Annotated in this window: 18 protein-coding genes and 3 tRNA genes; 10 read left to right on the top strand and 11 right to left on the bottom strand. The window is 69.7% G+C overall.

The annotated features are described in order from the left end of the window. The first annotated feature begins 118 nt into the window (after nt 1–118). The 5 genes from ACTOWY_RS35855 (at nt 119) to ACTOWY_RS35835 (ending at nt 4,681) form a co-directional block, all read left to right on the top strand. Nucleotides 119–2,128, top strand: a complete 2,010-nt coding sequence (locus ACTOWY_RS35855) for an acetoacetate--CoA ligase (protein ID WP_441314039.1) — start codon at nt 119–121, stop codon at nt 2,126–2,128. 283 nt (nt 2,129–2,411) lie between these two features. Next, nucleotides 2,412–2,502, top strand: a tRNA-Ser gene (locus ACTOWY_RS35850). A 38-nt stretch (nt 2,503–2,540) separates the two neighbouring features. After that, nucleotides 2,541–2,616 (top strand) — tRNA-Arg (locus ACTOWY_RS35845). A 225-nt stretch (nt 2,617–2,841) separates the two neighbouring features. Next, entirely contained in the window at nt 2,842–3,045 is a 204-nt protein-coding gene (locus ACTOWY_RS35840; protein WP_441314038.1) for a cold-shock protein, read from the top strand. A gap of 478 nt (nt 3,046–3,523) precedes the next feature. Continuing rightward, nucleotides 3,524–4,681: a thioester domain-containing protein gene (locus ACTOWY_RS35835; RefSeq protein ID WP_441314037.1), complete on the top strand. Its 1,158-nt coding sequence runs from the start codon at nt 3,524–3,526 to the stop codon at nt 4,679–4,681. An 85-nt stretch (nt 4,682–4,766) separates the two neighbouring features. Here the strand turns inward: ACTOWY_RS35835 and ACTOWY_RS35830 are convergent, their stop codons facing one another. Further along, entirely contained in the window at nt 4,767–6,170 is a 1,404-nt protein-coding gene (locus ACTOWY_RS35830) for a BNR-4 repeat-containing protein (RefSeq protein WP_441314036.1), read from the bottom strand. Nucleotides 6,171–6,264: 94 nt separating this feature from the next. Between ACTOWY_RS35830 and ACTOWY_RS35825 the strand changes: the two genes are divergently transcribed. Then, nucleotides 6,265–6,876, top strand: coding sequence for a putative glycolipid-binding domain-containing protein (locus ACTOWY_RS35825; RefSeq protein WP_441314035.1), 612 nt, complete (start codon nt 6,265–6,267; stop codon nt 6,874–6,876). Here the strand turns inward: ACTOWY_RS35825 and ACTOWY_RS35820 are convergent. The 5 genes from ACTOWY_RS35820 to ACTOWY_RS35800 form a co-directional block, all read right to left on the bottom strand. Next, a complete protein-coding gene (locus ACTOWY_RS35820) occupies nt 6,873–8,081 on the bottom strand; it encodes a thiolase family protein (RefSeq protein ID WP_247761060.1) in 1,209 nt (402 codons plus the stop codon). The genes ACTOWY_RS35825 and ACTOWY_RS35820 overlap by 4 nt on opposite strands. A 66-nt stretch (nt 8,082–8,147) precedes the next feature. After that, nucleotides 8,148–9,947: a fibronectin type III domain-containing protein gene (locus tag ACTOWY_RS35815; protein WP_441314034.1), complete on the bottom strand. Its 1,800-nt coding sequence runs from the start codon at nt 9,945–9,947 to the stop codon at nt 8,148–8,150. A 62-nt stretch (nt 9,948–10,009) separates the two neighbouring features. After that, nucleotides 10,010–10,981 carry a prephenate dehydrogenase gene (locus ACTOWY_RS35810; RefSeq protein ID WP_441314033.1) on the bottom strand — a complete coding sequence of 324 codons (972 nt, stop codon included), beginning with the start codon at nt 10,979–10,981 and terminating at the stop codon, nt 10,010–10,012. 38 nt (nt 10,982–11,019) lie between these two features. Beyond that, entirely contained in the window at nt 11,020–11,508 is a 489-nt protein-coding gene (locus tag ACTOWY_RS35805) for a hypothetical protein (protein WP_441314032.1), read from the bottom strand. Continuing rightward, entirely contained in the window at nt 11,505–12,725 is a 1,221-nt protein-coding gene (locus tag ACTOWY_RS35800) for a M20 metallopeptidase family protein (protein WP_441314031.1), read from the bottom strand. Before ACTOWY_RS35800 ends, ACTOWY_RS35805 begins: the two co-directional genes overlap by 4 nt. Nucleotides 12,726–12,837: 112 nt before the next feature. On the opposite strand from ACTOWY_RS35800, the gene ACTOWY_RS35795 reads away from it, so the two are divergent. The 4 genes from ACTOWY_RS35795 (at nt 12,838) to ACTOWY_RS35780 (ending at nt 14,256) form a co-directional block, all read left to right on the top strand. Continuing rightward, complete coding sequence (locus ACTOWY_RS35795; protein WP_441314030.1) at nt 12,838–13,326, top strand: tRNA adenosine deaminase-associated protein; 489 nt, start codon at nt 12,838–12,840, stop codon at nt 13,324–13,326. 32 nt (nt 13,327–13,358) lie between these two features. After that, nucleotides 13,359–13,799, top strand: coding sequence for a nucleoside deaminase (locus tag ACTOWY_RS35790; protein ID WP_441314145.1), 441 nt, complete (start codon nt 13,359–13,361; stop codon nt 13,797–13,799). Nucleotides 13,800–13,899: 100 nt separating this feature from the next. Further along, entirely contained in the window at nt 13,900–14,106 is a 207-nt protein-coding gene (locus ACTOWY_RS35785; protein WP_441314029.1) for a CsbD family protein, read from the top strand. Nucleotides 14,107–14,169: 63 nt separating this feature from the next. Next, a tRNA-Ser gene (locus ACTOWY_RS35780) sits at nt 14,170–14,256 on the top strand. Nucleotides 14,257–14,336: 80 nt separating this feature from the next. On the opposite strand, the gene ACTOWY_RS35775 is transcribed toward ACTOWY_RS35780, so the two are convergent. The 5 genes from ACTOWY_RS35775 to ACTOWY_RS35755 are packed head-to-tail and all read right to left on the bottom strand — an operon-like array spanning nt 14,337 to nt 17,722. After that, nucleotides 14,337–15,629 carry a tyrosine-type recombinase/integrase gene (locus ACTOWY_RS35775; protein WP_441314028.1) on the bottom strand — a complete coding sequence of 431 codons (1,293 nt, stop codon included), beginning with the start codon at nt 15,627–15,629 and terminating at the stop codon, nt 14,337–14,339. Between the two features lie 12 nt (nt 15,630–15,641). Next, a complete protein-coding gene (locus ACTOWY_RS35770) occupies nt 15,642–15,863 on the bottom strand; it encodes an excisionase family DNA-binding protein (protein WP_441314027.1) in 222 nt (73 codons plus the stop codon). Nucleotide 15,864: 1 nt separating this feature from the next. Then, entirely contained in the window at nt 15,865–17,079 is a 1,215-nt protein-coding gene (locus ACTOWY_RS35765; protein ID WP_441314026.1) for a DUF3631 domain-containing protein, read from the bottom strand. Further along, nucleotides 17,076–17,549, bottom strand: coding sequence for a DUF2742 domain-containing protein (locus ACTOWY_RS35760; protein WP_441314025.1), 474 nt, complete (start codon nt 17,547–17,549; stop codon nt 17,076–17,078). The genes ACTOWY_RS35765 and ACTOWY_RS35760 overlap by 4 nt, the downstream gene beginning before the upstream one ends. Next, nucleotides 17,546–17,722 (bottom strand): hypothetical protein, encoded by a 177-nt coding sequence (locus tag ACTOWY_RS35755; RefSeq protein ID WP_441314024.1) that lies wholly within the window; start codon nt 17,720–17,722, stop codon nt 17,546–17,548. The genes ACTOWY_RS35760 and ACTOWY_RS35755 overlap by 4 nt, the downstream gene beginning before the upstream one ends. Nucleotides 17,723–17,757 lie beyond the last annotated feature (35 nt).

Raw genomic sequence — 17,757 nt, 5'->3', positions numbered from 1 at the left:
CCCTTCGCGCTGAGCCTCGCGACCCCGGCCGGAACACGCGGTGCGGGGTCGTTCGGCGTTCTGGGACGCTGCTCACCACACCTGGCCTGATCGGCGGCGATCAGCTAGGAACTCAGACATGACCGACTCCACGCCCGGCAACGACGCCGGAGTGCCGGAACTGCTGTGGCAACCCCAACCAGGCCGGGTCGGGGCCAGCCGGATGGCGGCCTTCCGCGGCTGGCTGCGCACCCAGCACGGACTGGACCTGGCCGACTACCCGGCGCTGTGGCAGTGGTCCACCAGCGATCTGCCCGCGTTCTGGGGCGCACTGGCGGACTTCCTCGACGTGGCCTTCCACGAGCGGCCGCGGGCGGTGCTCGGCTCCACGGCGATGCCGGGCGCCGAGTGGTTCCCCGGCAGCACGCTCAACTACGCCGAGCACGCGCTGCGCCCAGGCCCAGGCAAGGGCGAGGGAGACCCGGCGGTGGAGTTCGTCCGCGAGGACGGCCTCAGCTCCCGGCTGACCTACGGCGAACTGCGGGCCAAGGTGGCCGCCGCCCGTGCCGGCCTGCGCGAACTGGGCGTGCGCCAGGGTGACCGGGTGGCCGCGCTGGTGCCCAACTCGCCGGACACCCTGATCGCCTTCCTGGCCGCGGCCAGCCTTGGCGCGGTGTGGTCCTCCTGCTCGCCGGACTTCGGCGCGCGGGCCATCTCCGACCGGTTCACCCAGATCGAGCCGACCGTGCTGATCGCGGTCAACGGCTACGTCTACAACGGCCGGTCCTTTGACACCCGGCCTACCGTGGAGCGGCTGCGCGCGGAGATCCCTGGGCTGCGCGCCACCGTGCTGGTGGACTACCTGGGCAACGGCGCCACCCAGCCGGGCACCCAGGACTGGACCGAACTGCTCGACCGGCACCAGGACGCGCCGCTGGGCTTCGACCCGGTGCCCTTCGACCACCCGCTGTGGATCCTCTACTCCTCTGGCACCACCGGCCTGCCCAAGGGCATCGTGCACGGCCACGGCGGCATCGTGCTCGAACACCTCAAATCCCTTGCCCTGCACGGGGATCTGGGCCCAGGGGACCGGTTCCTGTGGTTCACCACCACCGGCTGGATGATGTGGAACTACCTCGTCTCCGGCCTGCTGGCAGGCTGCACCGTGGTGCTCTTCGACGGCAGCCCCGGCTATCCCGACCTCGGCGCGCTGTGGCGGGTGGTGGAACGGCTCAAGGTCACCTACTTCGGCACCTCCGCGCCGTACGTGCAGTCCTGCCTCAAGCGCGGCCTGCGCCCGGCCGAGCAGTACGACCTGTCCGCGCTGCGGCTGATCGGCTCCACCGGCGCCCCGCTGAGCCCGGAGGGCTTCGGCTGGCTGGCCGAGCATGTGGGCGAGCACATCCAGATCGCCAGCGTCTCCGGCGGCACCGACCTGTGCACCGCCTTCGTCGGCGCGGCCCCGGACGTGCCGGTGTGGCTGGGCGAGATCTCCTGCCGGATGCTCGGCGCGGCGGTGGCCGCCTACGACGAGGCTGGCAACCCGGTGGCCGACGAGGTCGGCGAACTGGTGATCACCGCGCCGATGCCGTCCATGCCGGTGTTCTTCTGGCGGGACCCCGACGGCAGCCGGTTGCGGGAGGCCTATTTCGAGACCTACCCGGGTATCTGGCGGCACGGCGACTGGATCCGGATCACCCCGCGCGGGTCCTGCGTGATCTACGGCCGGAGTGATTCCACTCTCAATCGCGGCGGCGTGCGGATGGGCACCAGCGAGTTCTACCGGGTGGTAGAGGGCTTCGAGGAGGTGCTGGACTCGCTGGTCATCGACACCTCGGGGGCCGGCCAGACCGACGGTGAGCTGCTCTGTTTCCTAGTGCTGGCGCCGGGGATCGAGCTGGCCGAGGTGGAGCCGCGACTGAAGGCGGAGCTGCGCGGGGCGCTCTCACCCAGGCATGTGCCGAACCGGTTCCTGGCCATCACCGACGTGCCGCGCACGCTCAACGGGAAGAAGTGCGAGGTGCCGGTGAAGAAGATCCTGGCTGGCATGCCGCCGGAGCGGGCGGTCAGCCGGGACGCGCTGACCAATCCGGAGGCACTGCGACCGTTCGAGGAGCTGGCCGCCAAGGCCGCCGGAACCAGGCCGTGACGTGCGGAGACGTTTTCGGTAAGGGAATTACCGAAGTGTCATCCGATCGAGTGTTGCCAAGCTTGTGCGGCGGGTGAAACCGTCTGCCCGTGTCCACCGGACGTGGGACTGAGTGGACGCAGGGGATGATCCGGACGGACGGGTCGTTCGCGATCATGGGAAACCGTGATGGACAGTCGGGGCAGGGCGGTAAACGCCCTGCTCCGGCCCCTGATGACCCCCCGTTTTGGCGGATCCTCCGGGGGTGTGTAAAGTACTGATCCGGCGGCCCCACAAGGCCCCGGGAGGCTTCGCCTAGTCTGGTCTATGGCGCCGCACTGCTAATGCGGTTGGGGGCTTCAACCCCCTCCCGGGTTCAAATCCCGGAGCCTCCGCAGTGCTTGGCTTCGGTCAGGCCACAACTGAAGATGATGCGCTCGTAGCTCAACGGATAGAGCACTTGACTACGGATCAAGAGGTTGCAGGTTCGAATCCTGCCGAGCGCGCCACCCAAAGAACTGCCGCATGTCGGCAGTTCTTTGCTTTCTGTGCTAGACTGGGTCCCATCAGTTGGATGCAGTCATCTTTTCCTCGAACGTTGTGAAGCGCCCGCAGGAATTTTGACCGGCGGGCTCGCGCGTTCGGGAGGCATCTCCCCTCATCGCACCGGCCTGCCTGCGGCAGCTGTCGGCCTGCGAGGTGCAGGTCGCGAAGAGTGCAATCAGGGAGATTAGATGGCTAAGGGCACTGTGAAGTGGTTCAACGGCGAGAAGGGCTTCGGCTTCATCGCCCAGACTGACGGCGGTCCGGACGTCTTCGTCCACTTCAGTGCTATCCAGGGCGCCGGTTACCGGACCCTGGAGGAGAACCAGCCGGTCGAGTTCGAGATCACGCAGGGCCCCAAGGGCCCGCAGGCGGAGCAGGTGCGCGCCGTCTGAGGCGTACCACCACGCAGCTCTGTCGAAGCCCACACCGCTCGCCGGTGTGGGCTTCGCTGCATTCCCGGTAGGTTACGGCCGAGTTTGCTAACGGATTGATATCGGGGAGATCCCGAAACGACAACTACCCTCACGGCGAGGTTTCGCGCATGCCTGCCGGATTAGTTTCGCAGTGTAGCCGACTTTCTTCTGTTCAGAAGTAACGCCACCCCATAATGCGAGGTCAAAAGGGTGTGCTACCGCCACCGGCAAGACGAATGAATTAGGCCAAATGGCGTAGTGATTGATAGCTCTGGGTAAGGGATTGTGTACCCACCCCTGGGGGCAGCCCATTGGACCCCGGCGGTACTGTCCGTCGCGTTCTCGCCCCGATCATGCCCCTTGAATCGGCCTCGTCCGGGTGAGTACCAGCGCTGACACCTCGTATCCCCACATGCCCGTTCTGGGAGTTCTCACACTTCCGGCGGGAAGGAGAGTTATGGCATCCCGGTTGCGCGCCGCGCGCCTAGGCGCGGTGCTCCTCACTGCGACCGCGATTTCGCTGGTTTCCGCCGCCCCCGCCATGGCCCAGACCAAGGCCAAGGTCGACAAGACCGCCAATGAGGGGAACTTCCACGTTCGCCTCAACGACGGCAAGTCCGTCCCGACCCTGCTCATCGGCCTGCGCCTGCCCGACGGCACCGCGCTCAAGACGTACTGCGTCGAGCTGACCGTGGGCGTGCGCGACAACGCGCAGATGATCGAGTCCCCGTGGAGCAAGTACCCGGGCGCTGACAGCAAGGGTCACGACAACCAGTCCGACTTCAAGTCCAGCCCGGACAAGGTCAACTGGATCCTGCACCACTCCTACCCGACCATCGACGTGGCCGAGCTGGGCAAGACCGTTGGCGCCGACCTCGACAACAACGAGGCCATCGCCGGCACCCAGGCCGCGATCTGGCACTTCAGCAACAAGGTCACCCTGCACGACAACAACACGCCGGACGTCAAGGCCGTCTACAAGTACCTGACCGGCGAGAAGAACGTGGGCATGAAGAACCAGCCCGCGCCCTCGCTGGAGCTGACCCCCGAGCAGCTGGCGGGCAACGCCGGCAGCAAGATCGGTCCGTTCACGATCAAGTCCACCGCGGAGAAGATCAAGCTCACCGCGGACGCGCCCAAGGGCGTGAAGGTGGTCGACAAGGCAGGCAAGGAGATCACCGAGGCCACCAACGGCCAGGAGATCTTCGTCGACGTCCCCGCGGACGCCCCGGCAGGCAAGGCCGGCTTCAAGCTGGAAGCCACCACCAAAATCGACAAGGGTCGGCTGTTCGTCGCCAACGACGGCAAGCCCTCGCAGACCCTGATCCTGGCCCAGGCGACCAACGCCAAGCTGGCCGCACAGGCCAAGGTCGACTGGAAGGCGGCTCCGGTCACCACCAAGCCGACCACCAGCACCACCACCCCGGCGCCGACCACCACGACCTCCAAGACCGAGGTCCCGGCGACCACCACCAGCCCGGTTCCCCCGGTGAAGAACACCGGCGGCCTGGCCAACACCGGCGCCTCGGTGATCACCCTGTCGCTGGTCGGCGTGGTGCTGCTCGGCGGCGGTGCGCTCGCCCTGGTGCTCCAGCGTCGCCGCAAGCGCGCCTGAGTCGCACGGCTAGCTAGTTAGACCGGCTGCGCCGGGCTCCCAACGGGGGAGCCCGGCGCAGCTTTTTTGTTGCTGGGCAAGCGGATCAGAACAGGCAGCCCACGATGGGCAGCTCCAGGCGGCAGCGCGCCTGGGGCAGGCCTGCCATGTAGATGTCGCCGTCGGCCACCTTCACATCGCGGTCGGAGGAGGAGCCGGTGGCGATGATCCGGGCCGGATCGCGGAACCCGGTCACCACCTCGACCCGCTGCACCGGCTTCGGCGTGCTGATCACCGTTTCCGGGCTCCACTGCTTGCCGCCGCGCAGCAGGAAGGTCTCGATGCCCGGCTTGCCGTCCTTGGTCGCGTAGACCCGCCAGGTGTCGCCGTCCAGGCGTTCCACCTCCCTGGTGCGGTAGCCGGTGGCCACCTCGGTCACCGTCCACTTCCCGTGCTCGAAGACCGCGGCCTTGTTGTGCCACAGCCCCGCGTTGTCGGTCTCGAACCACAGCGTGAACGGTTTCCCGTTGGCCACGCCGACCTGCTGGATGTAGTCCGGCGACTTGATCCCGCCGGGCAGCGCGACCGGCGTCTCCACGATCTTGAGCCGCTGCTCCTGGTCCGCGTCGTCGATCTGGGTGCCCAGATCGCGCCCGGCCGCGGAGTAGAAGTGCCGGTTCGCCGGGTCGAACCAGGCGTAGTAGATGTTGCGGTGGTAGCGGTCGTGCTTGTTGCCCTCGGGACCGCCGCCGGCCAGCGTGTAGACGATGTGCACCCGCTCGCGGCTGGTGAGCGAGGCGGACTCGTAGCGCAGCTGACCGATGTAGATCTCGTCCATGTTGTCCGGGCGGTCGGTGGAGCCGATGGCGAAGCGCTGCCCGGTGAGCTGCTCGGAGTTGCGCCAGCTGCGGCCGTTGTCGGTGGAGACGACGTAGCGCATCGGGCGGAAGTCGGTCGGCTTGCTCGGGTCCAGTTCCCGCGAGGTCTCGCGGAAGAAGACGTAGATCGTGCCGTTCGCGGTCTTGAACGGCATCGGGTAGCTGGCCGCCGCGCCCTCGGCGATGGTTGCCTGGGTCCAGGCGCCCTCGACCGAGCGCGGCTTGGGCGAGCGGGTCACCCGTAGGGACTTGTTGTGCATGCCCTGGAAGACCAGCAGGTACCCGTCGTCGGCCTGCACGATGGTCGGGTAGTTGTGCGGATCGGACTCGCCGTCGGCGATCTGCCGGGGCGCGGTCCAGGTCTTCTTCTTGTGGTCATAGGCCTGCACGTAGTTGTGCGCGTGCTGGCCGGACCAGGTGGCGATGGTCTGGTCACTGACCTTGTCATAGACCGCGCCGGCCATCGGGCGGCGGTCGGTCCGCGATGCCACCGTGCTCGCCGGTGTCATCACGCTGAACTGCGGCACGGCCTTGCTCGGTGCTGCCTCCGGGGCGGCGGATGCCACGGGAGCGGTTGCCAGCACCGCCGCTACCAGCGGCAATGGCAACAGGGCGCGAAGTGTTCGCGTCATGGGCGGGGACCTCCTGGTTACCAGCGGTATCCAGGCGGCGGCAGCGACTACTTAACCATAGGAGGGGCGTTCAAGGTCGAGTACGCTCGGTCGGGTGCAGGAACAGGTGAACTCCACAGCTACCGCCCGGCGGCAGAAGATGGTCACCTGGCGGGGTCATGACCTGCCCAGCCTGGAGTCCGCGCGACTGGTGCTGGCCGAGGGCCTCCGCTTCCGCGGCACCGGCCGCCTGGTCGTCGCCGCCAACGCCGAGACCGAGGCGTTCAGCGCCTCCTACGAGGTCGGCGTGAACGAGGCAGGCGAGGTGAAGCGGTTACTCGTGCGCAGCACCACCGCCGAGCACGAGCGGCAGATCTCCTTCAGCCGCTCGCACGACGGCTTCTGGCTCTACGACCGCGGCCAGGGCCCGCAGCGGGAGGAGTTCCAGGGCGCGGCAGAGGTCGACGTCCAGTTCTGCGTGCTGTTCAACACGCTGCCGATCCGTCGCCACCAGCTGCACCAGGAGGCCGGTGAGGCCACCATGCCGGTGCTCTGGGTGTCCCTGCCCGAGCTGGAACTGAGCGTGGTGCACCAGACCTACCGCACGGTGACCGCGGGCGAGCGCGAATCGGTGGTCAACTTCTCCTGGCCCGGCTTCACCGCGGACATCACCGTGTGCGAGGACGCCGTGGTGCTGGACTACCCAGGGATCTCCACCCGGGTCTAAACCCGGACCGCGATCGCCACTCCCTGGCCCACGCCCACGCAGGCCGCCGCGATCCCGAGACCGCCGCCGCGCTGCCGCAGGTGCCGGCACAGGTCGATGATCACCCGGGGCATCGAGGCGCCCAGCGGGTGGCCGTAGGCGATCGCGCCGCCGTGCACGTTGACCCGGTCCCGGTCCACCTCGGGCAGGTGGTGCAGCACGGACAGCGCCATCGCGGCGAAGGCCTCGTTGATCTCCCACAGGTCCACGTTCTCCGCGCGCACCCCCAGCCGCAGCAGCAGCCTGCGGATCGCGGGCACCGGGGCCAGGGTGAACTGGTGCGGCTCGTCCGCGGCCACCGTGCTGGCCACGATCTCGCCCAGCGGCTGCACACCCAGTTCGGTGGCGGCGGCCTCGGTGCCGATCAGCGCGGCCACCGCGCCGTCGCTCAGCGGCGAGGAGTTGCCCGCGGTCACCGGGCCGTCGGCGGAGAAGGCCGATTTGAGCTGGGCCAGCTTCTTGTCCGAGGTGTCCGAGCGGACCGATTCGTCCCGGCGCACGATCTGGGTGGAGCGCGGGCCGTCGGGGGCCAGCACCGGGAAGACGAACCCGTCGTGCACGCCCGCGTCCCAGGCCGCCGCGGCCCGCCGGTGCGAGCGCAGCGCGAACAGGTCCATCTCCGCACGGGTGATCTTCAGCCCGGTGGCCACCTGCTCGGCGGCCAGGCCCAGCGGCACCGTCCACTCCGGGCGCATCCGCGGGTTGACCAGCCGCCAGCCCAGCGCGGTGGAGACGACCTCCATCTTGTCCGGCAGGCCCTTGTCCGGGCGGGGCATGACGAACGGGGCGCGGCTCATGCCCTCGACCCCGCCGACCACCACCAGATCCGCGTCCCCGGCCACGATGGCCCGCCTGGCCTGCACGAAGGTCTCCCCACCTGACGCGCACAACCGGTTGAGGGTCACCCCTGGCACGGTCACCGGCAGCCCGGCCAGCAGCGCGGCCATCCTGGCCACGTTCCGGTTGTCCTCGCCAGCGCCGTTGGCGTCGCCGTAGATCACGTCGTCGATGCGCGCCGGATCGAGCTGACCGCTGCCGTCGGGTCCGTGCCGCCGGAGCAGCTCGGTGATCGGCAACGTCGCCAGGTCGTCCACCCGGACCTCGGACAGGCCACCGCGGTAGCGGCCGAACGGGGTGCGAGCGGCATCCAGGATCAGTGCGGGCATACCGACCATGCTGGACCATGCGGCCGGTTCGCGCGTCGCCGCTGTGAGATCAGTGACGAGTAGACCTCACTCGCGGGCAACCATGATCGGCAGGAAGGCATAGGCGGTCGGGGTGTCCCAGCTGGTGCCCACCGCGCGCACCTCCACGGTGTGCGGACCGGCCGAGGTGCTGCTCAGGTTCAGCGCGATCCGCCAGGTTCCCGCCGCGCCGGGACCGTCCTTGGCGGTGGGCAGCACCGCCAGCCGGTCCCCGTCCAGCCGCACCTCCAGCCCGGCCAGTCCGGCCAGTTCGCCTGCCGCGAGCTGCCCGGCCCTACCGTCCAGCCGGATCTCGATCACCGCCCGGCCCTTGGCCACCGGCTCCCCGCCGGGCACCGGCCGCCCGGCCGCGTCCAGCAGCGCCGCACCCGGCTCGGCCAGCGCCGGTCCGGGCCGGGGCAACTTGCGGTCGGCCCGGTTGGCCGGCGGCTCGTCCGCGGCCTGGCCCGCGGCCGGGCGCAGGTCCAGCGAGGCCGGGCCGTAGTCCAGCTGGACCACCGCGTCCTCCTGCCGGAGCTGCACGTCCAGCAGGTAGCGCTGCGCGTCCACCGCGAGCGCGGCCGCGGGCAGCTCCGCGACCACGGGGAACCAGCTGCCCGCGGTCAGGCCCAGACCGGGGAACACCGGCCGCACCGGGTACCCGGTCCCGTTGACGAACGCGGTGAGCCTGGGCTCCGGCCCGTCCAGCGGCGAGCGCACCGCCATCCGCAACAGCGCGCCCTCGGTCCCGCGCAGCGGCCGGGTGTCCTCCGGCGCCTTGGGCGCGGCCGAGCGCGGCAGGTCCACCAGCACCCGGGGCGTCACCCGCGACGGCGGCGTCTGGACCGGCTCCCCGTCGAAGGCGATCAGGTCCAGCACCACATCGGTGACCCCGCTGCCCCGCCCGCCGAACCCGAACAGCACGGTGGCCTGCCGCCAGGTCCGCGCCACCGGCGTCGCACCCAGCACCTGCCCGTCCCGCAGCACCCGCAACTCACCACCGGCGAAGACGATCTCCCACCGCTGCGAGCGCCCCACCGGCGGCGCGGCCACCCCAGGCAGCCGCGCCTCCCCACCCGGATGCCGCACCAGCACGCCCTCGGTGGCCAGCTCCACCCGGATCGCCCCCGGCGGCAGCAGCCGATCGCCGACGACATCCACCGGCCCCGGCACGAAGTCCACCGTCAGCCGGTCCCGCTGCTCCGGCGCGTCGGTCTCCAGCACCACTCGTCCGCCGTTGTCCCGCAACCGCAACGGCGTGCGCGCCCGTAACCCGGTCGGCCGGTCCCCGCAGTTGGCGCTGACCACCAGCCGCCCACCGGCCACCCCGGTCCAGGCACAACCCGGCCGCTGCACCAGCTGCCAGCGCGAGCCCACCTCGTCCTCGGTGCCGTCGAAGAGATCCGCGAAACTCCAGTCCCCGGCAGGCGTGCGCGGCGTGCCCGCCCCACCGAGGGGATCGGAGCGCTGCCCGAAGGCATCCACCGCCCGCACTTCGACCGGATAGGCCAGGCCGTCGGTGAGCCCGTCCAGCTGCGCGCTGCGCTCGGCCACCAGCCGGGTCCGCCGATCATCGCCCCAGGTCACCTCATACCCGGCGGCCTCGCCCAACCAGCTCAGCACCAACCGCCGCGACCCCGGCCGGACCTCCAGCCCGGTGGGCGCGGCCGGTTTGGCGCCGGGCACCGGCAGCAACACGCCATCGGCCCGGAACTCGGTCATGGTCCGGTACGGCGGCAACTCGGGCAGCGCGGGCTGCTCCTCCCCGGACCCGCGCAGCACCACCACCGTCCCGACCAGCAGCACCGCGGCGCCCAACACCGCCACCAGCCGCAGCCGAGGTTCCATCCGCCCACGTTAGGCGGGCGAAACCCCGGCGTACAGCTGCCGCTGGAGTACTAGGTGGAGTACTAGACGCGCTCTTCGCCGACGGCCAGATCGTCCTCGATCGAGGTGATCCGGCCACCCAGTGTGCCCAGGTCGAGCAGTTCGTCCAGGGCGTTGGGGTCCTTCAGGTCGATCCGGACCTCGGCCGGGCCTGCCTGCGGGGTCGCGGTGAAGCCGCGGCGGGCCTCGTGCCCGGCGTCCACGGTGACCGCCAGGCCGCCGGTGGAAGCCAGTGAACCGCGGGCCGCGCCCAGCCGGCCAAGGGCCTCGTCCAGCGCCTCCAGCAGGGCTGCCCGGTTGCCCTCGCACATGGCCCGGACCAGTTCCGGCCGGGTGCCCGCGACCCTGGTGCCGTCGGTGAAGGAGCCAGCGGCCAGCGACCAGGCCAGTGGGCCGCCCTCGGCGCCGACCGCGGCCAGCACCGCGGCGAACAGGTGTGGCAGGTGGGAGATGCGGGCGACTGTGGCGTCGTGTTGTTCCGGGGTGGCCGGGATGACGTGCGCGCCGCAGGCGATGGCCAGCCGGGCGACCTGGGCCCAGCGGGTCAGGTCGGTCTCCTCCTCGGCGGTGACCACCCAGGGCGCGCCGCGGAACAGCTCGGCCGAACCCGCGGCCCAGCCGGACTCGGTGGAGCCCGCCATCGGGTGGCCGCCGACGTAGCGGACCGCGGGCAGGATGCGGCCCACCGCCTCGGCCACCGGGCCCTTCACGCTGACCACATCGGTCAGCGGGCAGGACGGGGCCAGCGCGCGGATCTGCCGGAGCACCTCCTCCAGCGCGGTCAGCGGCACGGCCAGGACGATCAGCGCGTCCGCGTCAGCGGCCCGGCGCAGCGCGTCCTCCACGCTCGCCTCGACGTCATAGCCGTCGGCCAGTGCCGCGTCTCGATCTCCCTCGGACTTGGTCGCGCCCCACGCCGGATACCCGGCCGACCGGACTGCCCGTAGCACCGAGCCGCCGATCAGCCCGAGCCCGAGCACACACACCGAATGCATTCATCCATCCTTCCGCTGCCCTCACCCCGCAGGGTTTGCTACCCCGAGTTCCCGGCGTTGTCTGCCTGGTTCGCGGGAGAAGCGGTTATCCGGAGTTCTTCATCGGTCAACGCCCACACCGGTTCGCTGCCCAGCGGCGGACCAGCGGTGACCTGGATACCGCTGATCCGGTACTCGTCCCGGCTCGGCTGCACGGTGTACCCGGCGCTGCGCAGGACGGCGGTCATCGCCTCGGCCATCGCCTCGCCGATCCGGAACGAGTGGCCGATCACCGGATGGTCCATCTGCCCGCTGGTCACCGCCCGGCGGCCGACGTGGGACAGCCGTGGGCTGGCCGTCCACTCCACGTGCACCCCGCCCGCCGAGTCCTGCCCGGGGTCCACGCTGACCTCCGCGCCCGGGTGCAGGTCGCTGGCCAGGGTCTTGGGCACCACCGGCAGTCCGGCCGCGGCCAGTTCGTCCCGCACGCAGACCGCCAGGAACTCCCGCCGGCCCAGCTCCTCCGGCTCGGCCTTCTCGAAGCTCACCGCAGCGTGTCCAGCGCGAAACCGGCGTACATGGCCACCCCGTGCGCCATCGCGGCCTCGTCGAAGATCACCCGGTTGGAGTGGTTGGCCGCGGCCTCGTTGACCGGGGTGCCCGGCGGGCAGGCGCCAAGGAAGGCCATCGCGCCCGGCACCTCCTGCAGCACGTAGGACCAGTCCTCGGCGCCCATCAGCGGGTCCTGCATGGGCGCGGCGTGCGCCGGGCCGAGCACCGCGGCGGCCAGGTCGACCACGCCGGGGCCGACCACCTCGTCGTTGACCGTGACCCCGTAGCCCAGGATCACCTCGACCTCGGCGGTGCAGCCGTGCGCGGCGGCCACGTGCTCGCACACCCGGCGGGCCTCCTCGTGCACCAGCACCCTGGTGCTCTCCGAGAGTGCCCGGATGGTGCCCTGCAGGTGCGCGACCTCGGGGATGATGTTGCTGGTGGTGCCGGCCTTGATGTGCGCGATGGTGACCACGGCCGGGTCGAACACGCTGATCCGGCGGGTGATCATGGTTTGCAGCGCGCCGACCATGGCCGCGGCGGCTGGCACCGGGTCCAGCGCGTCGTGCGGGGCCGAGGCGTGCCCGCCGCGGCCGGTGACGGTCACGTTCAGGATGTCCGAGGAGGCCATGATCGGCCCCGGCCGGGACTGGAACATGCCGCTGGCCAGGGTCGAGGTGATGTGGATGGCCAGCGCCCGCTCCGGCCGCGCGCCGGTGATGTCCAGCAGTCCCTCGTCCAGCATGTACTTGGCCCCGTGGTGCCCCTCCTCACCGGGCTGGAACATGAACACCACCTTCCCGGCCAGGTCCGCGCGCCGCTGGCTGAGCAGCCGGGCGGCCGAGGCGAGCATCGCCACGTGCGTGTCGTGCCCGCAGGCGTGCATGGTGCCGGGGGTGGCCGAGGCGAACTCCAGGCCGGTGTCCTCGGTCAGCGGCAGTGCGTCCATGTCCGCGCGCAGCAACACCGTCCGGCCCGGCCTGCCGCCCTCCAGCACACCCACGACCGAGGTGGTGGACTCGCCGGTGTGCGTGCTCAGCGGCAGGTCGGCCAGCTCGGCGAGCACCGCGGCCTGGGTGGTCGGCAGCCGCAGTCCCTGCTCGGGGTGGCGGTGGATCCGGCGGCGCAGCGCGACCGTTCGCGGCTGGAGGTCACGAGCCTGGTCCAGGACGCCGGCCAGCCGGGCGTCCGAGGGGTGCACGGGAGCGCTCATGGGGACAGTGTCGCCTGTGGGCCGGACGCGGGGACACCTTCATTTGGCACGCCACGCCGCGTACGCGGGATAGTGCTTTCGGGTTAAGCGTTATGCGCATAACGTGTGCCCCATGTCGGTGCAGGAGCCGGTCATCGGCTTCGCGGTTGCGGTGGTTCGTGAGGAAGGCCGTTGGCGGTGTGCGCCGATGGACAGTTCGGCGCTGGCCGACCTGGACGCGGCGATCACCGAACTGCGCAGGGCAAGGTCTACGGGCGCGGTGTTCGGCATGCTCGCCGTCGACGACGAGTTCTTCGTGCTCATCCGGCCTGCCCCCACCGGGGTGGCGCTGCTGCTCTCGGACGCGGGCGCCGGACTGGACTACGACGTGGCCGCCGACGTGCTGGACCAGCTCCGGGTCGAGCCGCCGGACCCCGACGACGAGGACATCTGGCCCGCCGGTGACTTCACCGTGCTGGCCGACCTCGGCCTGCCCGAACCCGAGCTGCAGCTCATCGTGGACGACATCGACCTGTACCCGGACGAGCAGCTGATGATGATCGCCCAGCGCTGCGGATTCGCCGAGGAGCTGAGCAAGGTCACCGAGCGGCTGCAGCAGTGACCGCACCGCCCTCGGCGGCGGACCTCGCGGCCATGCGCACCGCGCTGGAGGTCGCGCGCGGTGCGGTGACCACCGGGGACGTGCCGATCGGCGCGGTGGTGCTGGCCCCGGACGGCCGGGAACTGGCCCGCGCGCACAACGCCCGCGAGGCAGCGGCCGACCCCACCGCGCACGCCGAGATCCTGGCCCTGCGGGCCGCGGCCAAGGCCAACAGAGACGGCTGGCGCCTGGACGGCTGCACCCTGGTGGTGACCCTGGAACCGTGCACGATGTGCGCGGGCGCGATCGTGCTGGCCAGGGTGGCCAGGGTGGTCTTCGGCGCCTGGGAGCCCAAGACCGGCGCGGCCGGTTCGCTGTGGGACGTGCTGCGCGACCGCAGGCTCAACCACCGCCCCGAGGTGCGCGGTGACGTGCTGGCCGCGGAGTCCGCGGCGCTGCTCGCGGAGTTCTTCCGGGACCACCGGGACGGGTGAGTCGGCTCACAAGGGCGTGATGCCGCCGGAGAACGGGCACTCCGTACTGGGTGAGCGACCGGCTCGGGGCCGGATCCGCCGAAGCTCGAAGGGAGCCCCCATGAGCGTGTTCGACAAGGCCAAGGACAAGGCTGAGCAGTTGGTCGGCCAGGCCAAGGAGAAGGTCGGCCAGCTCACCGGCAACGAGGAGCTGGAGGCCGCTGGCAAGCGCGACCAGCTCTCCGGTGAGGTCAAGGAGACCGCGCACGACGTGCGGGACAAGGCCGCCGACGCCGTCCAGGACGTCAAGGACAAGTTCCAGAAGTAGCAGGTCAGCGCCTTGATGAACCCGATTTCGGGTTCGCGGTGAACCTTCGGTATTGTTCTCGGCGGTGGCGTGTCCGAGCGGCCGAAGGAGCACGCCTCGAAAGCGTGTGAGGGTGCAAGCCCTCCGTGGGTTCAAATCCCACCGCCACCGCAGGTCAGAGCCCCGGCAACCGATCATGGTTGCCGGGGCTCTGACACGTTTGGTCTCAGTCTTGGTCTCAGTTGCGCCGGTCAGGCCGGAACAGGCACCCCCGCCGCGCCGTCCTCATCGTCAGGTTCCCCGCCCTGCTCGGCCGTCTCGACCGGCTTCCAGAGCAGCCCGCCGACCCGCTGCGCGACGTCCCGCCGGATGGTCTCGGTGACGTGCTGGTAGCGCGCGGCCATCGCCGTGTTCGACCAGCCCATGATCCCCATGACGGCCCGCTCGGCCACACCGAGCAGCAGCAGCACCGTTGCCGCGGTGTGCCGGGCGTCATGCAGCCGCCCATCGGGCACACCTGCCACCGCCACCAGCCGTTTCCAGTCGTCGTAGTCCGTGCGTGGGTTCAACGGCCCGCCGGTCTCGGTGGTGAACACAAACCCCGTCTCGGTCCACAGTTGACGCGCGGCCTTGCGTTCCCGTGCCTGCTGCCCCTGGTGCAGGCGCAGCAGGTTCACGATCTCGTCAGGCAGCCCGATAGCCCGCTTTCCAGCCTTGGACTTCGTGCCAGCAGTCTCCGCACGCGCGGGCGCCCGGTCCGGGCAGTGTCCGCCGTACTTCTTCCCACACGGCTTGGTGCAGCCGTGCCGCCAGCGCGGCCGAAGTCGACTCCGCCGGACGAAGAGGGTGCCGAGGTCCAACCGCACGTCTTCCCACCGCAGGCCCAGCACCTCACCCTGCCGCAGCCCGAGGGCCAGCGCGACTGCCCACCGCGCGCTATTCCGCCTCTTCAACGCGGTTTCCAACAACAGCTTGATCTGATCGACCGTGTACGGCTCAACGTCGATATCGTCGACCTTTGGCGCACGTGCCTCCAATGCGGGATTCTCAGTAATGTGCTTACGGCGCACCGCCACGTTCAAGGCAGCACGGATGGTTCGGTGCGCCTGGTGAGCTGTCGCGGCACTTGTTGTTGAGCCGAACTTGGTTCCCTTGGCCATAATCGACCGGTACAGCTTCTCCAAGTGTTCAGGCTTCAACCGGTCCAGCCGATGCGCCCCGATGCCGGGAATGAGGTGAACCCGTACCGCCACCTCGTACGCGCTGTATGCATTCTCGGTGATGGCAGGCGGAGCGACAATGTTTTCCAGCCAGTGCTGAAGCCAAGTCGTAACGGTCCACCTTTTGCCGGTGTCACGAACTCGGCCCGCATCCCGCTCCCGCTCAAGCGCCTTCACCTTGTCGACTACCTCAGCCCGAGTCTTGCCTGAGACATGTCGGCGGTCCGGCTTGCCGTTGTCTTTGACTCCAACTGTAACGCGGCCGTGCCAGCGCCCGTCACTGCCTTCGTAGATGCTCGATTCGCCGTTTGCCCTGCGTCCCATAGCGTGACTCTCCTAAGCGGCTTCTGGCTTGACGGTGGTGTTCGCTCGCAACTTGGCGATGTAGTTCGTGAGTGCCTCCAGTGGAATGAGTCGTCGGCGGCCAATGAGAATCGACTCCACCGCGCCGTTGCCGACGAGATCGAACATGAGCGTCCGGCCGATGTTGAGCTTTTTCGCTGCCTGCTCCACCGTCAACACGAGATACTCGGCAGGCGAACCGTTGTGTTCGTTCACGTCACAGCCCTTCCGTGTCTACAGTGGACTTTTCAGGGGGCAGGTAGCGCGACCATGCGTCAGCAAGGCCAAGCTGTTTGTCCGTGGCGTAGGTGACGTAGCCCTTGGCATTAGTGCCGTTGCATTTCACGGTGACAGGTTTGACCTGAAAGAAACTGAGTTCCCGGGACAGACTGCGCGCGTCCAGCGCCTTGCCGCCGAAGTCACCCCAGGGCGCTTCTTCGATCGAGTGCAAGTGGCGGAGGATGTCCGAGGTGTGCAGCCGTTCAGTCTCGGCGACACTGAACAATGTCCGGATATCACCCAGCAGCCGCACCCCGTCGGAAACCGGGTCATCGTGGGCTTCGGTGACAAAATGCACGCTGGCAGCTCGGGCCGTCTCCGGCCAGTGCCCACCGGCCGCCTCTGCGATTGCCAACAGCGGTTCCCAGATTTCGGCCGCTCGATCCGCCACCCCTTCGGGCATCTCCGGTTCGGCGGTGCCCAGGCGTTCACCGTGGCTGGTGACCCACGCGGCCAGAGCCTCACAGATCGGCGCTGCCTCGGCCGCCACCCGCCGTTCGCGGAACGGCTCCACCTTTTCATCGCTGCGACGGCGACGGAGACGCACCGTGATAGCCCGGGTCGTGATCGTGGGCGGCATTCGCCCCACGAGCCCCGCCAGGACAGTTGGCGCGAAAATCGGCAGACGCTCCACCATGATTCCGGTAGCCGCATCACCCTTGCACTTGGGAATAGTGGCGGTGCGCTTATAGCCGAGGTTGAGCATCTGGCGAACATCCTCATTGCCGCCACCACCTGCACCGAAGATGGTGTCCACCTCGTCAAGCAGGATCGTGATCGGTCCGGCGGCCACCATGCGAACCAGCGCAGCGGCCGAACCGCCCGCGGTCATCTCCGCCGCCTTGGCGAAGAACTGACCAACCTCCATGACCCGGGTCTTGCCGGACCCCGGTTCAGCGGAGGACAGCACCAGGCGCGGGGTGATGTAGAAGTGCTCTGCGGCCCACGTGTGGGCGTACCAGAGCGCCAGCATCGGCGCGCAGTGCTCGTGGGGGAAGGTGTTGAACCGGGCCACGAAGTCGCGCACGTTGTCGAGCACCTGGGCACCGTCGAGCTGTTGCGCGTCGGCCGGCGGGGCGGTGGCGACCAGCCGCAGCCCCGGACGCTCAGCCTGCTCGGCCTCGGTGGTGGTCGCCGGGTAGGACTCGCTCATGCTGCTGCCCTCCGCTGCTGAAATCCCCAGGACGTGACCGCGTCGGCGCGGATCTGGTCCGGGGTCTTGGCCGGGGTGGTGTAGGTGGTGCGGCGGGCAGCCACGACGCAGAACGGGACGTGGTTGTCCGCGACCTTCCGCCAGTCCGCGGCACCGGAGATGGCTGCCGCGACCTGCTTGTGCGAGTCAGCGACCAGCCGTTGCGCGCTGGCCCACTCCGCGGCCAGCCGGGCGGCGATGGCCTGCGGAGTGGAGTCCTCCAGCTCGACCAGCGCGGCCAGGAACACAGCGGCGAGCTTGCGCGGGTCGCCGTGGTCCAACTCGACCCACGCCCGGCTACCAGCCAGCGGAAGCGGACCGGGCGCGGCGGCATAGGCGCGGTCGAGCAGAGGTGCCACCCAAGCCCGGACGGCGGCCGGGTCGCGCAGCGGGCGCAAGTCTGCGGCGGCGTGCTTCGGCGCGGCGTTCACTTCCGGCCGCCCTTGCGCTGGGCCTTCTTAGCGGCCTTGCAGGCCGGGCAGGTCACCGACACCCACCAGCCGCCGGAGACTTCGACCTTGGTGATGGTCAGCCCGCACAACGTGGTGGAGCTGCCGTTCCACCAGGAGCGGGTGGCTTCGATGTGGATGGTCCAGTTCGACATGAGGTACTCCTGTGGCGAAGGTGGTCAGCGGGTGC

Source organism: Crossiella sp. CA198 (genome assembly GCF_052078295.1).
Taxonomy (GTDB): domain Bacteria; phylum Actinomycetota; class Actinomycetes; order Mycobacteriales; family Pseudonocardiaceae; genus Crossiella.
Note: the sequence above shows the minus strand (reverse complement) of the source record. Positions and strands in the feature narration are given on the sequence as shown.

Bases quoted from the DNA above. Each gene is read 5' to 3' on its own strand.
- ACTOWY_RS35855 (WP_441314039.1), top strand. From the start codon at position 119: ATGACCGACTCCACGCCCGGCAACGACGCCGGAGTGCCGGAACTGCTG.
- ACTOWY_RS35840 (WP_441314038.1), top strand. From the start codon at position 2,842: ATGGCTAAGGGCACTGTGAAGTGGTTCAACGGCGAGAAGGGCTTCGGC.
- ACTOWY_RS35835 (WP_441314037.1), top strand. From the start codon at position 3,524: ATGGCATCCCGGTTGCGCGCCGCGCGCCTAGGCGCGGTGCTCCTCACT.
- ACTOWY_RS35830 (WP_441314036.1), bottom strand. From the start codon at position 6,170: ATGACGCGAACACTTCGCGCCCTGTTGCCATTGCCGCTGGTAGCGGCG.
- ACTOWY_RS35820 (WP_247761060.1), bottom strand. From the start codon at position 8,081: ATGCCCGCACTGATCCTGGATGCCGCTCGCACCCCGTTCGGCCGCTAC.
- ACTOWY_RS35815 (WP_441314034.1), bottom strand. From the start codon at position 9,947: ATGGAACCTCGGCTGCGGCTGGTGGCGGTGTTGGGCGCCGCGGTGCTG.
- ACTOWY_RS35810 (WP_441314033.1), bottom strand. From the start codon at position 10,981: ATGCATTCGGTGTGTGTGCTCGGGCTCGGGCTGATCGGCGGCTCGGTG.
- ACTOWY_RS35800 (WP_441314031.1), bottom strand. From the start codon at position 12,725: ATGAGCGCTCCCGTGCACCCCTCGGACGCCCGGCTGGCCGGCGTCCTG.
- ACTOWY_RS35795 (WP_441314030.1), top strand. From the start codon at position 12,838: ATGTCGGTGCAGGAGCCGGTCATCGGCTTCGCGGTTGCGGTGGTTCGT.
- ACTOWY_RS35790 (WP_441314145.1), top strand. From the start codon at position 13,359: ATGCGCACCGCGCTGGAGGTCGCGCGCGGTGCGGTGACCACCGGGGAC.
- ACTOWY_RS35785 (WP_441314029.1), top strand. From the start codon at position 13,900: ATGAGCGTGTTCGACAAGGCCAAGGACAAGGCTGAGCAGTTGGTCGGC.
- ACTOWY_RS35775 (WP_441314028.1), bottom strand. From the start codon at position 15,629: ATGGGACGCAGGGCAAACGGCGAATCGAGCATCTACGAAGGCAGTGAC.
- ACTOWY_RS35765 (WP_441314026.1), bottom strand. From the start codon at position 17,079: ATGAGCGAGTCCTACCCGGCGACCACCACCGAGGCCGAGCAGGCTGAG.
- ACTOWY_RS35755 (WP_441314024.1), bottom strand. From the start codon at position 17,722: ATGTCGAACTGGACCATCCACATCGAAGCCACCCGCTCCTGGTGGAAC.